Genomic DNA, 16357 nt, shown 5'->3' on the forward strand with positions numbered 1-16357 from the left:
ATTAAGGCAACCAGTGTGATAGAAACATCAGAACTACCAGTATAGGCCAGCTTCCCAGAATGGCTTGGCTGGCGTGCAGTTAACGTGATTACCTGCACACAGGATTTTACCCCAATCCCCGTCACTGTTATGCTGCACTTTCAGTTTTTTACAGATTAAAAGGAACATCCATGACAACTCCTTCTTTTGATAGCGTCGAAGCGCAGGCAAGTTACGGCATCGGCTTACAGGTTGGTCAACAGTTACAGGAATCAGGTCTTGAAGGTCTGATCCCAGAAGCTCTGCTTGCTGGTTTACGTGACGCGCTGGAAGGTAATGCGCCTGCGGTGCCTGTGGATGTGGTTCATCGTGCGCTGCGTGAAATTCACGAACGTGCTGATGCAGTACGTCGCGATCGCCAACAGGTGCTGGCGGTAGAAGGTCAGCAGTTCTTGGCCGAAAACGCGCAGAAAGAAGGTGTGAACAGCACGGAATCTGGTCTGCAATTCCGCGTGTTGACGCAGGGTGAAGGTTCGATCCCGGCTCGTCAGGATCGCGTACGTGTGCATTACACTGGTCGTCTGATTGACGGCAGCGTGTTCGACAGCTCTGTCCAGCGTGGTGAACCTGCTGAATTCCCAGTAAGCGGCGTGATTCCAGGCTGGATTGAGGCGTTGACGCTGATGCCAGTCGGTTCCAAGTGGGAACTCTATATTCCGCACAATCTGGCGTATGGTGAACGTGGCGCGGGTGCTTCTATTCCGCCGTTCAGCGCGCTGATTTTTGAAGTGGAACTGCTGGAAATTCTGTAATCTCCAGAAACAAGAAAGGCGCTCACTGAGCGCCTTTCTTGTTTTTACTGAATGGTTTTTACTTAATTGTTTTTAATTACTTTATTTTTTATTGAAACGACATTACTCACCGCGCAGCGCGCGTGGGAACAGCAAATTGTTTTCCAGATGGATGTGTTCCATCAGATCGGTAATGAACTCGTTGATACCGGAGTACAGCGCACGCCAAGTGTTGCAGGCACCTTCCGGTGGTACGACACCGTTGGTCAGCTCTTTGACCACTTCCACATCACGCCCTGCGTCATCGTGCTCATGCTCCATCACGGAAATCGGTGCAGCAGCGTTCGCACCCATTCCCTGACTAATCATTGGGAAGAGGATGCGTTCTTCTTTCATCATATGCTGAGACAGCTCGTTATAGATGGCGGTCAGCTGGTTTGCGAGGCCGTGCGGGCAGTCGGCTTTATCGTGATGCACGCGCTCGACTTTTTCCGCCATCAAAATCAGCTCTGGCAGTTGTTCGCGGTGACGATCGTGAAAGCGAGGGATGATGTACGCGATAATGTCAGCCAGCGGCGCTTCACGCCAGTCCCGCACGTCAGAAGGCTGCGCGGCCAGTTTTTCTAGCTGTGCTTCCAGCTCGTCGATATTGAGATCTTTTTTGCCAGCCGCGCGGCTGAGTGTTTGCTTTCCGCCGCAGCAGAAATCCAGATTGAGTTCACGAAAGAGTTTGGTCGCGCGCGGAATAGCGATAGCCAACTCACCCAGGGATTGGTCGCGGTATGCCATGATGTTGCCTCTCAACGACTGCAGTTTGTAAATTGCATTTTAAATGCATCTTTAAGCGTTGAATATACCGCTTACGAGGTAGGCGGTAAAAAGTATGCTGTTCTACTGCACGGTATTGCGGGTCTCAAGTGACTGCGTGATGGTGTGTGTAAGAGCGCGGGAGGCAATACCATCTCAAAATGAGTGAGAAGCGCGAGGCGGCGTTCACTTGCTCCAGCACCTGCGCGAGTGCGGCTGGTGAACATACCTGTTCTCAGAGTATCTCGTTTTCATTCGCCCCTAGCGCGGTAGGAAGCTGTGTTCAGTTCTGGGCTGCAATGTCGTTGTAGCGCTGTTCGGGGCCGTGAATCGCGCGTTCAACGGTGTAGCCTTCGTTATTCAGGACCACAATGACCATGTTCAGGCGATCCCGAATGATCGAACCCACAGCGGTTGGACGATGAAATGGCAGCCCGCTGGTAACCGGAGCGTGGCGGCACCAAAACAGGAGGAGCTTTGGTCGGTCACGAGAATATCGCCAGAGCGGAGGAAACGCTGCATCTGTTGCCAAAACTCTCGCTGATTGAGTGTGTCGGTGTGCTCTGACTGCGGTAAGGCCGGAGGCGTAATGGTACGGTGATCCCAACGGGGCGAGAGCATCGCGGTGATGTTTTCCAGCGCGGCAATAGCGTCTGACATCGGAACAGCCGAGAAAACCTGACCTCCAACGCGCGCCAGCGTTGGCTGGATATCGATGTTTTTTCGTTGGAAATCTGGTGGCTGAAGCCAGCGGTAATCGTATCGGTATAACGCACGCCAATGCTGATGATGACATCCGCGTCTTCGATGTGTGCCCGGATCGCTTCGTGACTGCCGCCACCCGCGTAGGTGCCGGTAAAACTGTGGTGCTGTTCGTTTAGCGTGCTTTTCCCCATCAGCAAGGTGTTATGGGGGAGCAGCGTTTAATTCGTTCGCACAACCCACCTAGGTGATATCTGAGTGCCTGATGACATGATCGAGAAAATGTAAATTGTAATCATCTGGCACGCCGAAAAGACGCTGAATACCAACCTGTGTCAGACGATGCAGTAAATAATCGCCTATCGTATAATTTTCGCGCATAGCTATTCCCTCCGTGAATGATGGATATACTGAAACTAAGTATTAACTTTTAGGTAAATCTTTCTAATGTTTATTCCCTATTGATAATCTTTTTTTACGTTTTTTGTACCTTTATATGTTTTATTAATTAAAATTATTAATTAATCAATGGGTGCTGATGAACAACCTGTATGAGCGTCAGCGAAACGTTAAGAACGGTAAAATCAGGAAAATGCGCATTTATCTGATAGTGATGCAGAGGAATTCCCCGTATATCTCTGTCAGGCCGCAGTCGCGGTGAGCAAGGAGTTCCCCTATGTTTAATCCACTCGTCATCAGTGCCCTGTTTGTGGGAATGTTTGCGGTTATGCCAGCACCAGAGGCTAAAGGTGCCAGCATCGAGCTGATGCCTGGCGTCACGTTGAATATCGGCGAGCGTGACAGACGAGGTAATTACTGGGATGGCTATGACTGGCGCAGCGAGCGCTGGTGGCAGGAGCACCGGGGTTACCATCGTGGTGAACGTAATCGGCACGGCTACTATTGGGATGGCTGGCGCTGGCGCGATGCCCGTTGGTGGCATGGAAATCAGCGCGATAGACGTGATTATTACAACCGTCGTTTTGATCCGCCACGCTACGTTGACGAGCGTGGGCCGCGTCGCGGCGAGTGGGGCAGGCGCGGACACGATCGGGGAAATAGTTACTATCGCAATGGGCGAGGATCGTTTCGCGGCTAGCCGTTCAGGCTCCTGCCGAAGCAGGAGCCTGTGAATGACATCGCTGTCAGTCTTTATTTAGCGTGTTGCAGGTCAAGGCGATAAACCGCAAAACCCGTTTCATCATTGCCGACTGACGTCATCGGGTACTGCGCTTTCTCTTTGATAAACGCCGTAGCTTTCTCAGACGGTGAGGTCTCAAAACGGATATCCAGCGGCGTATCGCTGACGATAGGGGTCAGACGCCAGTTGTTATCTGCCTGCGGCTTCACTTCTCCCGATTTTTGCGTTTCCGCGCTGATGTAGGCCGCCAGAACGGAGCGGTTTTCATCCGGTGACGCGAAGGCCACATACTTCTCACCCGTACCGGCAAATTTCTCGCCGTAGGCGCGATAGTTATTGGTGGCGATCAGGAAAGTCGCTTTGGGATCGATCGGTTTGCCGTTAAACGTCAGCCCTTTGATACGGTGTGATTTATCGTTGATTAACGCACATTCGCTGTCGTAGCGGGCAGGCTGCGTCACATCAATCTGATAATTAACACCATCGATCACGTCGAAGTTATACGTGCGGAAGCCGTCCCAGTTGAGCAGGGATTGCGGCTCACGCTTGCTTGTATCGATTTGTTTGAACTGACCCGCAGAGCACTCCAGCCACTCCTGCACCTGCTGCCCGTTGACTTTCACTACCACCAGCGTATTCGGGTAGAGATACAGATCGGCAGCGTTACGGAAGGTGAGCTGGCCTTTTTCTACTTCGACATAGCTGGCCGGATCGTTTTTACGGCCACCAGCTTTAAACGGTGCGGCGGCGGAGAGCACCGGAATATCGGCCAGATCGGGATCGCCCTGAATAAAATGCTCTACATAAGCGCGCTGAGCATTGTTGACGATCTGCACGGTCGGATCGTCCTGAATCAGCGACAGGTAGCTATACATGTTGTCTGCGGATTTGCCGATCGGTTTGCTGACAAACTCGCGCGTATTCTGGTGAGCATCGGACAGTACTTTCACCAGCTTGTCGTCTTCCGCCGCCAGTGATTTCTTCTGCGCTTTGTCATAGATCGGTCTGGCTTCCGCTTTCGCCTGTTCCACTTTCCATGTGCCGCTGTCGTTATTCAGCGTGAAATCGACGACGCCGAGGTGGTCACCCCATTGCCCCGGCATTACCGCAGGCACGCCGTTGAGCGTTCCCTGTTTGATGTCGGCGCCCTTGATGTTCGCAAAGTCATTGCTGGGGAAAACCGCATGAGCATGACCGAACATGATCGCGTCAACGCCAGGGATTTGGCTGAGGTAGTAAACGGAGTTTTCCGCCATCGCTTTGTACGGCTCGGCAGAAAGACCGGAGTGAGGGATCACAATCACCAGATCGGCACCTTGCTTGCGCATTTCCGGTACCCACTTTTTCGCGCTGGCGGTGATGTCTTCTACGGTGACTTTTCCAGTCAGATTAGCTTTATCCCATACCATGACCTGCGGCGGGACGAAGCCAATATAGCCGATACGCAGGGTATGCTGTTTGCCGTCGCGGTCGGTGACCGACTTGTTTTCAATGTGGTAAGGCGTAAACAGCGGTTTACCCGTTTTCGCATCCAGCACGTTGGCGTTCACATAAGGGAATTTCGCGCCGGACAGCGCCTTGTGCAGATAGTCCAGGCCATAGTTGAATTCGTGGTTACCGATATTGCCGACGGAATAATCCAGCGTGTTCATCGCCTGATAAACCGGATGTACATCGCCTGCCTTCAGCCCCTTCGCCGCCATGTAATCCCCTAACGGGCTGCCTTGGATCAAATCGCCGTTATCCACCAGCACGCTGTTGGTGGCTTGTTCGCGTGCGGCGTGAATCAGGCTGGCGGTACGCACCAGACCAAATTTATCTGTTGGCGTATCCTTGTAATAGTCGAAGTCCATCATATTGCTGTGCAGATCGGTGGTTTCCAATACCCGTAGATCAACAGTAGCGGCATGAACGGTCGTGGCGACCAGCGTAGCAAGCAGGCTGAGTGCCAGTGAATGCTTCATTGCGTAACTCCTTGTGAGGTAATTGTCGACGCGTGAGGCGATCGGGGGTGTTTTTCATATCATGATGAAGTTAAAGTGATTATCGTCTCTAAATGCTGAGGATGACATCAATAATGGCAATAATCGTAGATTGCTTCACAGATGTATAATGAATGACAGAGATGAAGTCTGCGTTACGCTATCGTCGCGTAACCGATAACGACGAGGTAGATCATGCTAGAACCTATTTGCCAACTGGCCCGTGATGCCGGTGCTGCCATTATGCAGGTTTATGACGGGCAGCATCCCGTAGATGTCGCGCACAAGAAAGATGATTCGCCAGTAACCGCCGCCGATCTTGCGGCGCATCGGGTCATTAAGGATGGCCTGGCTGTCGCGTATCCTGACATTCCTTTGCTGTCAGAAGAAGATCCGCCTGAATGGGAAATCCGCCGGCACTGGCAGCGCTATTGGCTGGTCGATCCGCTGGATGGCACCAAAGAGTTCCTCAGCCGCAATGGCGAGTTTACGGTGAATATTGCGCTGATCGAGAACGGTCAGGCCGTACTCGGCGTGGTTTACGTGCCAGTTACGGGTGTGATGTACTCCGCGGCGGAAGGTAAAGCCTGGAAAGAAGAGAACGGCCAGCGTCGACAAATTACAGTGAAACAGGCTCGACCTCCTCTGGTAGTGGTTAGCCGCTCTCATGCCGATCGCGAATTAAAGGACTATCTCAATCAACTGGGTGAACACCAGACGGTGGCGGTTGGGTCATCGCTAAAATTTTGTCTGGTGGCGGAAGGCGAAGCGCAGCTTTACCCACGTTTTGGGCCGACGAACATTTGGGATACGGCGGCGGGCCATGCGGTGGCGGTAGCGGCCGGGGCGCAGATTCACGATTGGCAGGGGCAGACTCTGTCTTACACGCCGCGTGAATCTTTCCTCAATCCCGGTTTTCGCGTCTCCCTGTTTTAACTGCTTTAGCGCTATTTCTCTTCCAGTAACTGGCGCAGCAGGGACATCACCTGCTGCACTTCCTGTCCGCTCAACGCGCCATCCTTCACGAAACGGACTCTCCCCTGTTTATCCAGCACCGCGATAGCCGAGCTATTTTGCTGTAGCTGCCAGGTTTTCCGCACGTTGCCATTGCTATCGACAATAAACTGCGACCACGGAAAGGCTTTCTTGTTGTCTTCAAGGCTACTGCGGACAAACATGCTGGTGCCGATGATGGCATCGTCGGTATTCACGATTGTCGTCGTTTGGTAATAATCATGCGGTAGGTTAGCGGCCTTCAGTGCGGAGATGAGCGGATCGTTCATCTCTTTGGCTGAGGTGCGGCCAGCGATATGTTGTATCACCCGCACTTTTCCGGGCAGTTGCGCACTGTTCCAGTTTTTATAACTAAACTGATTATTAAGGTACTGAAGTTCTCCCTTGTCTGCGACGCCGACGGGAGGAACCAATTGGTTGAGTACCAGCGTATGGGCTAAGGTTGGGAGCCCCAGCAGAGGCGTGATAGAGAGCGCGAGGAGCAGGTGGCGTATTTTTATCATGGTATGTCCTTCAATGTGGGTGGCCCGATGCGATGTCAGAGATGGAAAATATCAGGCTATGGAATAAGCGTAGATTCAGGAAACGGGTCTGTCCTGCTCCGCGATAAAACGCTTTGTGCCCGAGTGCACAAAACCCTTATTTTTGAAGGTTTATACTGATGGCTAGGGGTTTCCTTAAACACTACTCTGTAAAAATCTGTAAAAGCAGTTAAGAATACTGAATAGTGGGGAACTAAATGCCGTTTTACGGTACTAATTAGCAGTATCCGTTATCTCATTAGCGCTCCAGAACCTCAGCCATGTTGGCGAAAGGGAGAGCGTAGAAAAATAAAACGGGAGAGTAAAACGATGAGGATCTTCGAACGTTACAATCCTTTGAAAGTCGCCAAGTATGTGAAAACCCTGTTTCGTGGGCGGCTGTACATAAAAGGGGTTGGTGCTTTTGAGTTCGACTACGGCAAAATTCTATTGCCAAAGAAACAGGATAAGCAGCATCTTCTGGTGATGTCCGAAGTCAATCGCCAGGTCATCCGGCTTCAGGCCGAGATGGGATGAGTGATAAAGAAACGGCCCGTAGCGGGCCGTTCTGGTTTTCTATGATATGCATGCCTTTTAGCGGTTAATCGTCGCTATCAATCTTCGCGCTTGATGAGACAATCGGGCGGTCTTCCAGACGCGTCACCAACAGCTGATCGATCTTGTAGCTGTCGATATCCACCACTTCAAACTTATAGCCTGAGAAGCGCACCGCATCGGTACGTTTCGGGATTTTCCGCAGCGTATACATCATGAAGCCGCCGATGGTTTCGTAGTTGCCCGAGTGCGGGAAGTCATCAATATTCAGCGCCCGCATCACGTCCTCTATTGGCGTACCGCCTTCAACCAGCCAGGAATTCTCGTCGCGCGCGACAATCTGCTCTTCCATTCCCTGACCGACGAGATCGCCCATCAGTGTTGTCATCACGTCGTTAAGGGTGATGATGCCGACGATCAGGGCATATTCATTCAGAATGACAGCGAAATCTTCGCCTGCCGTTTTGAAACTTTCCAATGCTTCGGACAATGTCAGTGTATCTGGCACGATCAGCGCCGGACGAATCTGCACGCCGCTACTCAGCGTCAGGCTCTGGTTTCCCAGCACCCGAATCAGCAGGTCTTTGGAATCCACGTAGCCGACGATCTGATCAATCGTGCCATCGCAAACCAAAAACTTGGAATGTGGCTGCTGGGCGATCTTTTCCTTAATACTGTCTTCCTGCTCGTGCAGATCGAAGTAGACCACGCTTTCACGTGAGGTCATCGAAGACGGTACGGTACGGGATTCCAGCTCAAACACGTTCTCGATCAGTTCGTGCTCTTGCTTACGCAGTACGCCAGCCAGTGCACCGGCTTCTACCACGGCGTAAATATCATCGGACGTGATGTCATCTTTACGCACCATCGGCAGCTTGAGCATACGAAAAATGACGTTAGCCAGCCCGTTAAATACCCAGACCAGCGGGCGGAAGAGGAGCAGGCAGAAGCGCATGGGGTTGATTATGCGGACTGCTACAGCTTCCGGCGCAATCATACCAATGCGTTTCGGGGTGAGATCGGCAAACAGAATAAACAGGCTGGTGACCAGTACGAATGAGCAGATGAAGCTGATTTGATCCGCAGATTCGGGGGACATGAAGCGTTCAAACAGCATAGCGAAGGTAGGAGAAAATGCCGCATCGCCGATGATACCAGCCAGAATTGCGACAGCGTTGACGCCAATTTGAATTACGGTAAAAAAGATACCTGGTGTTTCTTGAAATTTGAGCACCAGATCGGCGTTGAGGTTCCCCTCATCGGCCATTAGTTTGAGTTTAATTTTACGCGATGCCGCCAGTGAGATCTCAGAAAGTGAGAAAAACGCACTGATGGCAATGAGCAAAAGAATCAGTAATAGACTGTTTAACATAGTTTTTACTTTAGGTAAGTTTTCGCATGCGCCGAGATTGACGCAGCGATCCTCAGAAAGGTGAACACATAAAAGTGAACACATTATGATCATTATTGAAGGTCATAACCGGGCGAGGATTAGCTCGGTTCGGGGGCATTATAGCAGGAGTGGTGAAATTACCGCCAGCGGTCAACGCGGAGGTAGCAGACAGACGCCTATACCTCCTAATCCACAGTAGCCGTTTGGGTTCTTGTGCAGGTATTGCTGGTGATCGTCTTCCGCATAATAGAACGGGCCAGCAGGCTCGATTTCTGTGCTGATGGCGCGGCTGTCACCGTTCTCTCTCATTGCTTGCTGAAAGCGCTGAAGGCTTTCCTGTGCCGCCTTTTCCTGTTCAGGCGTGAGCGTATAGATAGCAGAGCGGTATTGGCTGCCGATATCACCACCTTGACGCATACCCTGCGCGGGGTCGTGATTTTCCCAGAACAGTCGCAGCAATTGCTCATAGCTGATAACCGCAGGATCGAAAACGACACGCACCGCTTCGGCGTGGTCGGTTTGCCCGCTGCATACTTCACGGTAGGTTGGGTTAGGTGTGTAACCACCGATATAACCTGCGGCGGTGCTGTAGACGCCCGGCTGTTGCCAGAACAAACGCTCAGCGCCCCAGAAACAGCCCATCGCGAAAATAGCGACAGACATCGGTTCCGGCACATGCGTCATGGAATGTTCATGAACGACATGCAGCCTGGCGACTGGCATGGGGGTGGAACGCCCCAGTAAAGCAGCGGATTGTGTAATCCGCTGCATCTTATCAATAGAATTCATCACGTTATTGACTCCAACAAGACTGGGTGAATGACCTTCTTTCGCTGAAAGCATAACCAAGAAGCATTGACCTGTCTTTATATCTTACCGGTGTTTACTGTTAAGATAATGTTTATCTATGACACAGCAATGTGATAATTGCAGGCTAATATCTATTTCTAAGGGTAAAAATTAGTATTTATCACTAATATCATGCAAAGTTGGTAGGAGATTTCGGCGCTGCGTGGCGGATTGTCAGGTAAGCGTACAACGACGGCCGTCAATGCGGTGGGCGAAGTGATAAAAGCCATGCTATAGGTTTTAGGCGACAGACAGATTTATCAGGGAGCTCAGTGACTATTTTCATCTCAACGAAAAGTTTCATTGGAAAAAAAAGCGTTACCGGGCAAAAAGGCATCGCAGGACAAAAAAATAGCTTTGCTGGCTGCGGTGCGCCACGATACTGGGTTCTTGGCCTGATGTGCGCGCTGCTGATGCTGGCCCCAGAGAGCCAAGCGGCGAATGTGCGTCTGCAAGTCATGGGGCTGGAAGGGCAGTTACAAAAAAATGTACGGGCACGCTTATCTACCATTTCGGTCGATGAGATTAATGCCGACGGGCGTTTCCGCTCACGCGTCGATGACGCGATCCGTCAGGGATTGCGCGCGCTCGGCTACTACGATCCACAGATTGGTTTCGAATTCCGGCCTGCCGTTAATGGCGGACGACCCGTATTGATTGCCACCGTCACTCCCGGTGAACCGGTAAAAATTGCTGGGGTGAACATCACTCTGCGCGGCGGTGCGCATGACGATAAAGACTATCAACAGCTGGTTAAAGACGATCGCCCCGAAATCGGTTCGGTGTTGAACCACGGTGATTTCGATCGCTTTAAAAACGGGCTGAACGGTTTGTCATTACGCAAAGGCTATTTCGATGCACGCTTCCAGCAAAGCCAGCTCGGCGTGATGCGGGAAGAGAGAGAAGCGTTTTGGGATATCGACTTTGATAGCGGTGAGCGCTATCGCTTTGGCACTGTACACTTTCAGGGCGCACAAATTCGCGATGATTATCTGCAAAATCTGGTGCCGTTTCACGAAGGCGATGCTTACACCAGTGAAGATCTCGGTGAGTTAAACCGCCGTCTTTCTGCGACGGGATGGTTTAACTCTGTGGTGGTGTCGCCAGATTTCGAACGGTCGAAAAGCTCCAAGGTGCTGCCTTTGGAAGCGGTGGTGACGCCGCGAACCCGTAACCGGATTGAAACCGGGGTCGGCTATGCCACGGATGTTGGCCCTCGCTTTAAAACGACCTGGAATAAGCCTTGGGTAAACTCTCGGGGACACAGTCTGGAAAGTAGCCTGAGCGTGTCTGCGCCGGAGCAATCGCTCGATTTTAGCTACAAAATTCCCTTGTTGAAGAACCCGCTTGAGCAGTACTACCTGCTACAAGGCGGCTTCAAGCGCGAAGATCTCAACGATACCAAATCCGATGGCACCACGCTGAACGTGGCGCGCTACTGGGATCTCTCCAGCGGCTGGCAACGCGCGATTAACCTGCGCTGGAGCCTCGACCACTTTACGCAGGCAAGCGTGACGGATACCACGATGCTGATCTATCCAGGCGTTAGCATTAACCGAACCCGCCAACGCGGCGGGCTGATGCCAGTGTGGGGCGATACGCAACGTTATTCTATCGATATTTCCGACACCACCTGGGGATCGGATATCGACTTTGCCGTGGTTCAGGCACAAAACGTCTGGATTCGTACGCTGGCGGATAAACACCGCTTTGTGGCACGTGGCAATCTGGGCTGGATTGAGACTAATAATTTCTCCCGCGTTCCACCCTCACTGCGTTTCTTTGCCGGTGGCGATCGCAGCATTCGTGGGTATAAGTACAAATCTATTTCGCCGCGCGACAGCGACGGCAAACTGACTGGGGCGTCCAAGCTGGCGACTGGCTCGCTCGAATACCAATACAACGTGACGGGAAAATGGTGGGGCGCGGTTTTTGTTGATTCAGGTGAAGCAGTGAATGACATCAAACGGAGTAACTTCAAGACCGGTACGGGCGTTGGCGTACGCTGGGCCTCGCCGATTGGCCCGGTGAAGCTCGATGTTGCTATGCCGATCGGCGATGCAGAGAAGAAGAACGATGTTCAGTTCTATATCGCACTGGGGCCTGAATTATGATGGATGATAAAAACGAAAAAAAAGCCCAGGATTCGGTGGCGGAAGAAAGTGTCGCGCACAACAACGCGCCAACGACGCCCGCGCGGAAAGGGCGCTGGTGGAAAAGAGTCGGTATTGGCATCGTCGCCTTCTTACTGCTTCTCGTTGTTGGGCTAGGGTTGCTGGTGGGAACCACACCGGGCCTGCATCTGTTGCTGAATACCGCCGCACGCGTGGTGCCGGGGCTGGACATTGCCAGCGTGAGCGGCGGCTGGCGTGATTTAACGCTGAAAAACGTCAGCTACGAAATGCTGGGCGTGACGGTAAAGATCGATGAATTTCATCTGTCGCTCGCGCTGGGCTGTCTGCGCAAAAGTCAGCTGTGCATCAATGACCTGTCGGCAAACCGTGTCGATGTGGTTGTGGATACCAAAGCCTTGCCTATGGCGGCAGAGCCACCGCCGCCTTCAACGCCAGTAACGGAAATTTCAACACCCTTCCCGATTTCATTGCGCCAGCTAACGCTCAGCAACGTTCAGGTTACCGTGGACGATACGGCGATTTCACTGGGCGAGTTCCGCACGGGCATGCAGTGGGAAGGGCGCGCGTTGACGCTGCTACCGACCAAAATCAGCGCGCTGCTGGTGGCTTTGCCGAAGACCCCCGTCGATGTGCTGGAAGATCGCAAAGTGACGGCGGCGGAAATGGCGTCTGTCGTCAAAGAAACGGCGCAGAGCGTGCGTGAAGCGGCCGAGCAAGGCTCATCGCAAACGCTTAACATCGATAAAGTACTCGAGGCAAATAATACGGTAGCAACTGCCACGACGACGACACCGATACCGACAGCATCGACACCAAAAACGGATAGTGCCTCTGACAAGCCTGCCGTGCCTGAACAGCCATTGGGTGAACGCCTGAGCGAGCTGTTCTCCAAACCGCTATTACCTGATTTACCGCAGTTCACGCTGCCGCTGGATCTGAATATTGTCGAGATTCACGGTGAACAGCTACGACTGACGGGCGATCAGGACATTTTGATTAATAACCTTTTCGTACAGGCATCGACCCTGCAACAGCATTTGCGTCTGGACAAGTTGATCGTGCAATCGCCACAGGGTGGATTGAATGTGCGCGGTGAAGCGACACTGAGCGATAACTGGCCTGTCTCGCTGACAGCAAACGGCGTGCTAAACATTGATCCGCTCAAAGGCGAGAAGCTGAAACTGACGGTTGATGGCGGCCTGCGCGAACAGCTGAATGTGGCGCTGAACCTGTCGGGGCCGCAGCGTGCGCAGTTGGAGCTGCAAACTCAGCTGGCGGAAGCCGGGCTGCCGCTGGCGTTGACGCTGCAAACCGAACGCGTTCGTTGGCCGTTGACGGGCGCGACGCAATATCAGGCTGATAACGTCAGGCTGCGTTTTAACGGCAAAGCGACCGGCTATGCGCTGTCGCTGCGCGGCGATCTGAGCGGTGCGGATATTCCTCCCGCAACGCTGTTGCTCGATGGTAAAGGCAACGAGCAACAGTTTACGCTGAGCCGCCTGCGGCTGGCGGCGTTGCAGGGTAATGCCGATCTGAGTGCGCTTATCGACTGGAGCAAAGCCATAAGCTGGCGTAGTGAGCTGGTGTTGAACGGGATTAACACCGCGAAACAGTGGCCTGAATGGCCCGCGAAAGTAGACGGCAAGATTACGACGCGCGGCAGCGTCTATGGCGGTAGCTGGCAGTTACAGGTGCCGGAATTGCGTCTGGACGGCAACGTGAAAGCGAATAAGCTCACGGCCAGAGGTGAACTGCGCGGTAATGCTGCGGGCCAGTGGACAATTCCAGCGCTGAATCTGGCGTTAGGCCGCAACCAGTTGAACGTCAAAGGCGACCTGAGCGATAAGTGGCAGTTAGATGCAGACATCAATGCGCTGTCGCTGGACGGCATGTTGCCCGGTCTGGCAGGGCGCGCCATCGGCACGCTTAAATTACGTGGCAATCTGCGTGAACCGCAGATGCTGGCGGATATCACGGCGTCTGGCCTACGTTGGCAGGCGATGACGATTAGTCAGGTGAGGGTGGAAGGCGATGTACGCTCCGAGCAGCAGATTCAGGGCAAGCTGACTGTACGCCTCGAAGCACTGAAGCAAGAAGGCCTGAATATTGCGCTGCTGACCCTGGATGCCAGCGGTAACGAGAAACAGCACCAGCTCCGGCTGAATATGCAGGGCGAACCGGTTGCGGGGCAACTGGCACTTTCGGGCAGTTTCGATCGTCAGGAACAGCGCTGGCGCGGCACGCTGAACAATACCCGCTTCGACACGCCGGTGGGTGAATGGCGTCTGACGCAGGATATGGCGTTGGATTACCTGAATGCGCAGCAGAAGATCACCATCGGCACGCACTGCTGGCGGAATCCGAACGCAGAGCTTTGCGTACCAAAAGCAATTGAAGCTGGGCCGAGTGGACAGGCGAGCATTCGACTGAATCGCTTCGATCTCGCCATGCTGAAACCGTTCCTGACGGCGGATACGGTGCTAGCCGGGACGTTCACCGGTGGTGCGGATATCAGCTGGCAGGCAGGGCAAGGTTTACCACAGGCGAAAGTATCGCTGGTGGGTAACGGCGTCAGCGTTCGCCAGCAGATGCAGGGCAACACACTGCCGATTGATTTCGATACCTTTACGCTGAATGCCGGGCTCGATCGCGGGCGGGCGCAGCTCGGCTGGCTGATGGCGATTCGAGAGAATGGACGCTTCAGCGGTGATATTCAGGTGACCGATCCACAGGGCCGACGCAATCTCGGCGGCAGCGTCACGATCAACACTATTTCGCTGGCGTTGCTCAACCCTGCGTTGAGTAAAGGAGAAAAAGCGGCGGGGATACTGAATGCGAACTTGCGTCTGGCGGGGGATGCGGCGCGTCCTCAGCTTTTCGGCCAGATGGTGCTGGAGCGGTTGGATATTGATGGCAACTGGATGCCGATCGATCTGACCAACGGGCGGCTGGCGGTGAATTTCAGTGGGATGTCGTCAACGCTGCAAGGCTTCCTGAAAACGAATAACGGGCAGTTGAATCTCGGCGGGAACGCAGACTGGTCGCGGCCAGATGCCTGGCGTGCGCGAATTGCCGCGAAAGGCCAGAAGCTGCGAGTGACGATTCCGCCGATGGCGCGGCTGGATGTCTCGCCGGATATTGTCTTCGAGGCCACGCCGCAGCTGTTTGCGCTAAACGGGTCGGTCAGTATTCCGTGGGCGCGCATTGTCGTTAAAGACATGCCGGAAAGTGCGGTGGCGGTATCATCGGATGAAGTGATGCTGGATGCCCAGCGTCAGCCACTGAAGAAAACCAGCGCCGCGATTCCGATTAACAGCAACCTGACGATCCGCGTCGGTAATGATGTGCAACTGGATGCATTCGGGCTGGCTGCTCGCCTACAGGGTGACTTGAAAATGGTTCAGGACGAGCGTGGATTAGGGCTGAACGGCCAGATCGACATTCCGTCTGGTCGCTTTAAAGCCTATGGGCAGGATCTGATCGTCCGCAAAGGGTTGATTCTGTTCTCCGGACCACCGGATCAGCCGATCCTGAATATCGAAGCCATTCGTAACCCAGACAACACGGCGAATGACGTCATTGCCGGCGTGCGCGTCACCGGCATGGCCGCAACACCGAAGCTGGAAGTCTTCTCCGATCCGGCCATGTCACAGCAGGAAGCGCTCTCTTATCTGCTGCGTGGGCAGGGTTTGGACAGCGGCGGAGCAGATAGCTCGGCAATGACCTCAATGTTAGTCGGTTTAGGGGTTGCACAAAGTGGTCAAGTTGTGGGTAAAATCGGCGAGGCCTTTGGCGTAAGTAATTTAGCTCTGGATACACAGGGTGTTGGCGATAATTCTCAAGTTGTCGTCAGCGGCTACGTCCTTCCGGGTCTGCAAGTAAAATATGGTGTTGGCATATTCGATTCTTTGGCAACGTTAACGCTACGTTATCGCCTGATGCCAAAACTATACTTGGAAGCGGTGTCTGGAATTAGCCAGGCATTAGATGTGCTCTATCAGTTTGAGTTCTAGCGATGCGAATTATTGTTTACGGCAGTTTACGACGCAAACAGGGAAACAGTCATTGGATGACAAATGCGCAATGGTTAGGGGACTGTCAGCTCGCGGGTTTCGAGCTGTACGATCTCGGCCATTATCCGGCAGTCGTACCTGGTGATGGAGAAATCCATTGCGAGGTCTATCGCATTAGTTCGTCGATTTTGACAGAGCTGGATGCCTTGAAGCGAGACGGCCACGAATACCAACGTGAGCTGATTCGTACGCCTCTGGGCAGTGCCTGGATCTATCTGTACAAACACCCTGTTGTAGGGCTGACGCGTATTGCCAGCGGTGACTGGCTAAAGCGCAGCGAAGAAGATGAAGAAGAGGCTTGAGGCCGAGTAGCCCATCAAGTCATGGTCGCCATAAATAAAAACACCGCGCAAGGCGGTGTTTTTGATCATGCGATATCTTGAGCCCGTAAGGGCTTTAATGCATATCGTGTGGC

At 53.2% G+C, this 16357-nt stretch carries 14 protein-coding genes and 1 pseudogene; 7 read left to right on the forward strand and 8 right to left on the reverse strand.

The window, feature by feature from the left end:
- Positions 1-170: 170 nt before the first annotated feature.
- On the forward strand, positions 171-791 hold the full coding sequence (fklB, locus tag K7X24_RS16225; protein WP_224555814.1) for an FKBP-type peptidyl-prolyl cis-trans isomerase: 621 nt from the start codon (positions 171-173) through the stop codon (positions 789-791).
- Positions 792-893: 102 nt separating this feature from the next.
- Here fklB and ytfE read toward each other — a convergent pair whose 3' ends face one another.
- The 4 genes and pseudogenes from ytfE to K7X24_RS16245 form a co-directional block, all read right to left on the reverse strand.
- The gene (ytfE, locus tag K7X24_RS16230; protein ID WP_205540970.1) at positions 894-1559 is read right to left on the reverse strand and encodes an iron-sulfur cluster repair protein YtfE; all 666 of its coding nucleotides are present in this window, start codon (positions 1557-1559) and stop codon (positions 894-896) included.
- Positions 1560-1958: 399 nt separating this feature from the next.
- Positions 1959-2237, reverse strand: a complete 279-nt coding sequence (locus tag K7X24_RS16235; RefSeq protein WP_224555906.1) for a hypothetical protein — start codon at positions 2235-2237, stop codon at positions 1959-1961.
- Between the two features lie 113 nt (positions 2238-2350).
- Positions 2351-2473, reverse strand: a pseudogene (locus tag K7X24_RS16240) (hypothetical protein); the annotation flags it as partial.
- Positions 2474-2522: 49 nt separating this feature from the next.
- The gene (locus tag K7X24_RS16245; RefSeq protein ID WP_224555817.1) at positions 2523-2660 is read right to left on the reverse strand and encodes a thiamine pyrophosphate-binding protein; all 138 of its coding nucleotides are present in this window, start codon (positions 2658-2660) and stop codon (positions 2523-2525) included.
- Between the two features lie 295 nt (positions 2661-2955).
- Between K7X24_RS16245 and K7X24_RS16250 the strand changes: the two genes are divergently transcribed.
- Positions 2956-3378: a DUF2502 domain-containing protein gene (locus K7X24_RS16250; RefSeq protein WP_318013145.1), complete on the forward strand. Its 423-nt coding sequence runs from the start codon at positions 2956-2958 to the stop codon at positions 3376-3378.
- Positions 3379-3431: 53 nt separating this feature from the next.
- On the opposite strand, the gene K7X24_RS16255 is transcribed toward K7X24_RS16250, so the two are convergent.
- Positions 3432-5384 (reverse strand): bifunctional 2',3'-cyclic-nucleotide 2'-phosphodiesterase/3'-nucleotidase, encoded by a 1953-nt coding sequence (locus K7X24_RS16255; RefSeq protein ID WP_224555820.1) that lies wholly within the window; start codon positions 5382-5384, stop codon positions 3432-3434.
- Between the two features lie 213 nt (positions 5385-5597).
- Here K7X24_RS16255 and cysQ point away from each other — a divergent pair, with 213 nt between their 5' ends.
- Positions 5598-6338 carry a 3'(2'),5'-bisphosphate nucleotidase CysQ gene (gene cysQ / locus K7X24_RS16260; protein ID WP_224555821.1) on the forward strand — a complete coding sequence of 247 codons (741 nt, stop codon included), beginning with the start codon at positions 5598-5600 and terminating at the stop codon, positions 6336-6338.
- Between the two features lie 11 nt (positions 6339-6349).
- Here cysQ and K7X24_RS16265 read toward each other — a convergent pair whose 3' ends face one another.
- On the reverse strand, positions 6350-6919 hold the full coding sequence (locus K7X24_RS16265) for a YtfJ family protein (RefSeq protein ID WP_224555823.1): 570 nt from the start codon (positions 6917-6919) through the stop codon (positions 6350-6352).
- Positions 6920-7267: 348 nt separating this feature from the next.
- Here K7X24_RS16265 and K7X24_RS16270 point away from each other — a divergent pair, with 348 nt between their 5' ends.
- Positions 7268-7474, forward strand: a complete 207-nt coding sequence (locus tag K7X24_RS16270; RefSeq protein WP_005974755.1) for a DUF1107 domain-containing protein — start codon at positions 7268-7270, stop codon at positions 7472-7474.
- 64 nt (positions 7475-7538) lie between these two features.
- Here the strand turns inward: K7X24_RS16270 and K7X24_RS16275 are convergent, their stop codons facing one another.
- Positions 7539-8864: a hemolysin family protein gene (locus K7X24_RS16275; RefSeq protein ID WP_224555825.1), complete on the reverse strand. Its 1326-nt coding sequence runs from the start codon at positions 8862-8864 to the stop codon at positions 7539-7541.
- 171 nt (positions 8865-9035) lie between these two features.
- A complete protein-coding gene (msrA, locus tag K7X24_RS16280; protein WP_224555900.1) occupies positions 9036-9674 on the reverse strand; it encodes a peptide-methionine (S)-S-oxide reductase MsrA in 639 nt (212 codons plus the stop codon).
- Positions 9675-10132: 458 nt separating this feature from the next.
- On the opposite strand from msrA, the gene K7X24_RS16285 reads away from it, so the two are divergent.
- The 3 genes from K7X24_RS16285 to K7X24_RS16295 are packed head-to-tail and all read left to right on the forward strand — an operon-like array spanning position 10133 to position 16244.
- Positions 10133-11848 carry an autotransporter assembly complex protein TamA gene (locus tag K7X24_RS16285; RefSeq protein ID WP_224555902.1) on the forward strand — a complete coding sequence of 572 codons (1716 nt, stop codon included), beginning with the start codon at positions 10133-10135 and terminating at the stop codon, positions 11846-11848.
- A complete protein-coding gene (locus tag K7X24_RS16290; protein WP_224555827.1) occupies positions 11845-15882 on the forward strand; it encodes a translocation/assembly module TamB domain-containing protein in 4038 nt (1345 codons plus the stop codon). The genes K7X24_RS16285 and K7X24_RS16290 overlap by 4 nt, the downstream gene beginning before the upstream one ends.
- 2 nt (positions 15883-15884) lie before the next feature.
- Positions 15885-16244 (forward strand): gamma-glutamylcyclotransferase, encoded by a 360-nt coding sequence (locus tag K7X24_RS16295; protein ID WP_039470221.1) that lies wholly within the window; start codon positions 15885-15887, stop codon positions 16242-16244.
- Positions 16245-16357 lie beyond the last annotated feature (113 nt).

The sequence above is a fragment of the Pectobacterium versatile genome (assembly GCF_020166435.1).
Classification (GTDB): Bacteria; Pseudomonadota; Gammaproteobacteria; order Enterobacterales; family Enterobacteriaceae; genus Pectobacterium; species Pectobacterium versatile.

Excerpts from the sequence above, each read along its gene's own strand:
- fklB (WP_224555814.1), top strand. The coding sequence starts at position 171 with ATGACAACTCCTTCTTTTGATAGCGTCGAAGCGCAGGCAAGTTACGGC.
- ytfE (WP_205540970.1), bottom strand. The coding sequence starts at position 1,559 with ATGGCATACCGCGACCAATCCCTGGGTGAGTTGGCTATCGCTATTCCG.
- K7X24_RS16235 (WP_224555906.1), bottom strand. The coding sequence starts at position 2,237 with ATGTCAGACGCTATTGCCGCGCTGGAAAACATCACCGCGATGCTCTCG.
- K7X24_RS16245 (WP_224555817.1), bottom strand. The coding sequence starts at position 2,660 with ATGCGCGAAAATTATACGATAGGCGATTATTTACTGCATCGTCTGACA.
- K7X24_RS16250 (WP_318013145.1), top strand. The coding sequence starts at position 2,956 with ATGTTTAATCCACTCGTCATCAGTGCCCTGTTTGTGGGAATGTTTGCG.
- K7X24_RS16255 (WP_224555820.1), bottom strand. The coding sequence starts at position 5,384 with ATGAAGCATTCACTGGCACTCAGCCTGCTTGCTACGCTGGTCGCCACG.
- cysQ (WP_224555821.1), top strand. The coding sequence starts at position 5,598 with ATGCTAGAACCTATTTGCCAACTGGCCCGTGATGCCGGTGCTGCCATT.
- K7X24_RS16265 (WP_224555823.1), bottom strand. The coding sequence starts at position 6,919 with ATGATAAAAATACGCCACCTGCTCCTCGCGCTCTCTATCACGCCTCTG.
- K7X24_RS16270 (WP_005974755.1), top strand. The coding sequence starts at position 7,268 with ATGAGGATCTTCGAACGTTACAATCCTTTGAAAGTCGCCAAGTATGTG.
- K7X24_RS16275 (WP_224555825.1), bottom strand. The coding sequence starts at position 8,864 with ATGTTAAACAGTCTATTACTGATTCTTTTGCTCATTGCCATCAGTGCG.
- msrA (WP_224555900.1), bottom strand. The coding sequence starts at position 9,674 with ATGAATTCTATTGATAAGATGCAGCGGATTACACAATCCGCTGCTTTA.
- K7X24_RS16285 (WP_224555902.1), top strand. The coding sequence starts at position 10,133 with ATGTGCGCGCTGCTGATGCTGGCCCCAGAGAGCCAAGCGGCGAATGTG.
- K7X24_RS16290 (WP_224555827.1), top strand. The coding sequence starts at position 11,845 with ATGATGGATGATAAAAACGAAAAAAAAGCCCAGGATTCGGTGGCGGAA.
- K7X24_RS16295 (WP_039470221.1), top strand. The coding sequence starts at position 15,885 with ATGCGAATTATTGTTTACGGCAGTTTACGACGCAAACAGGGAAACAGT.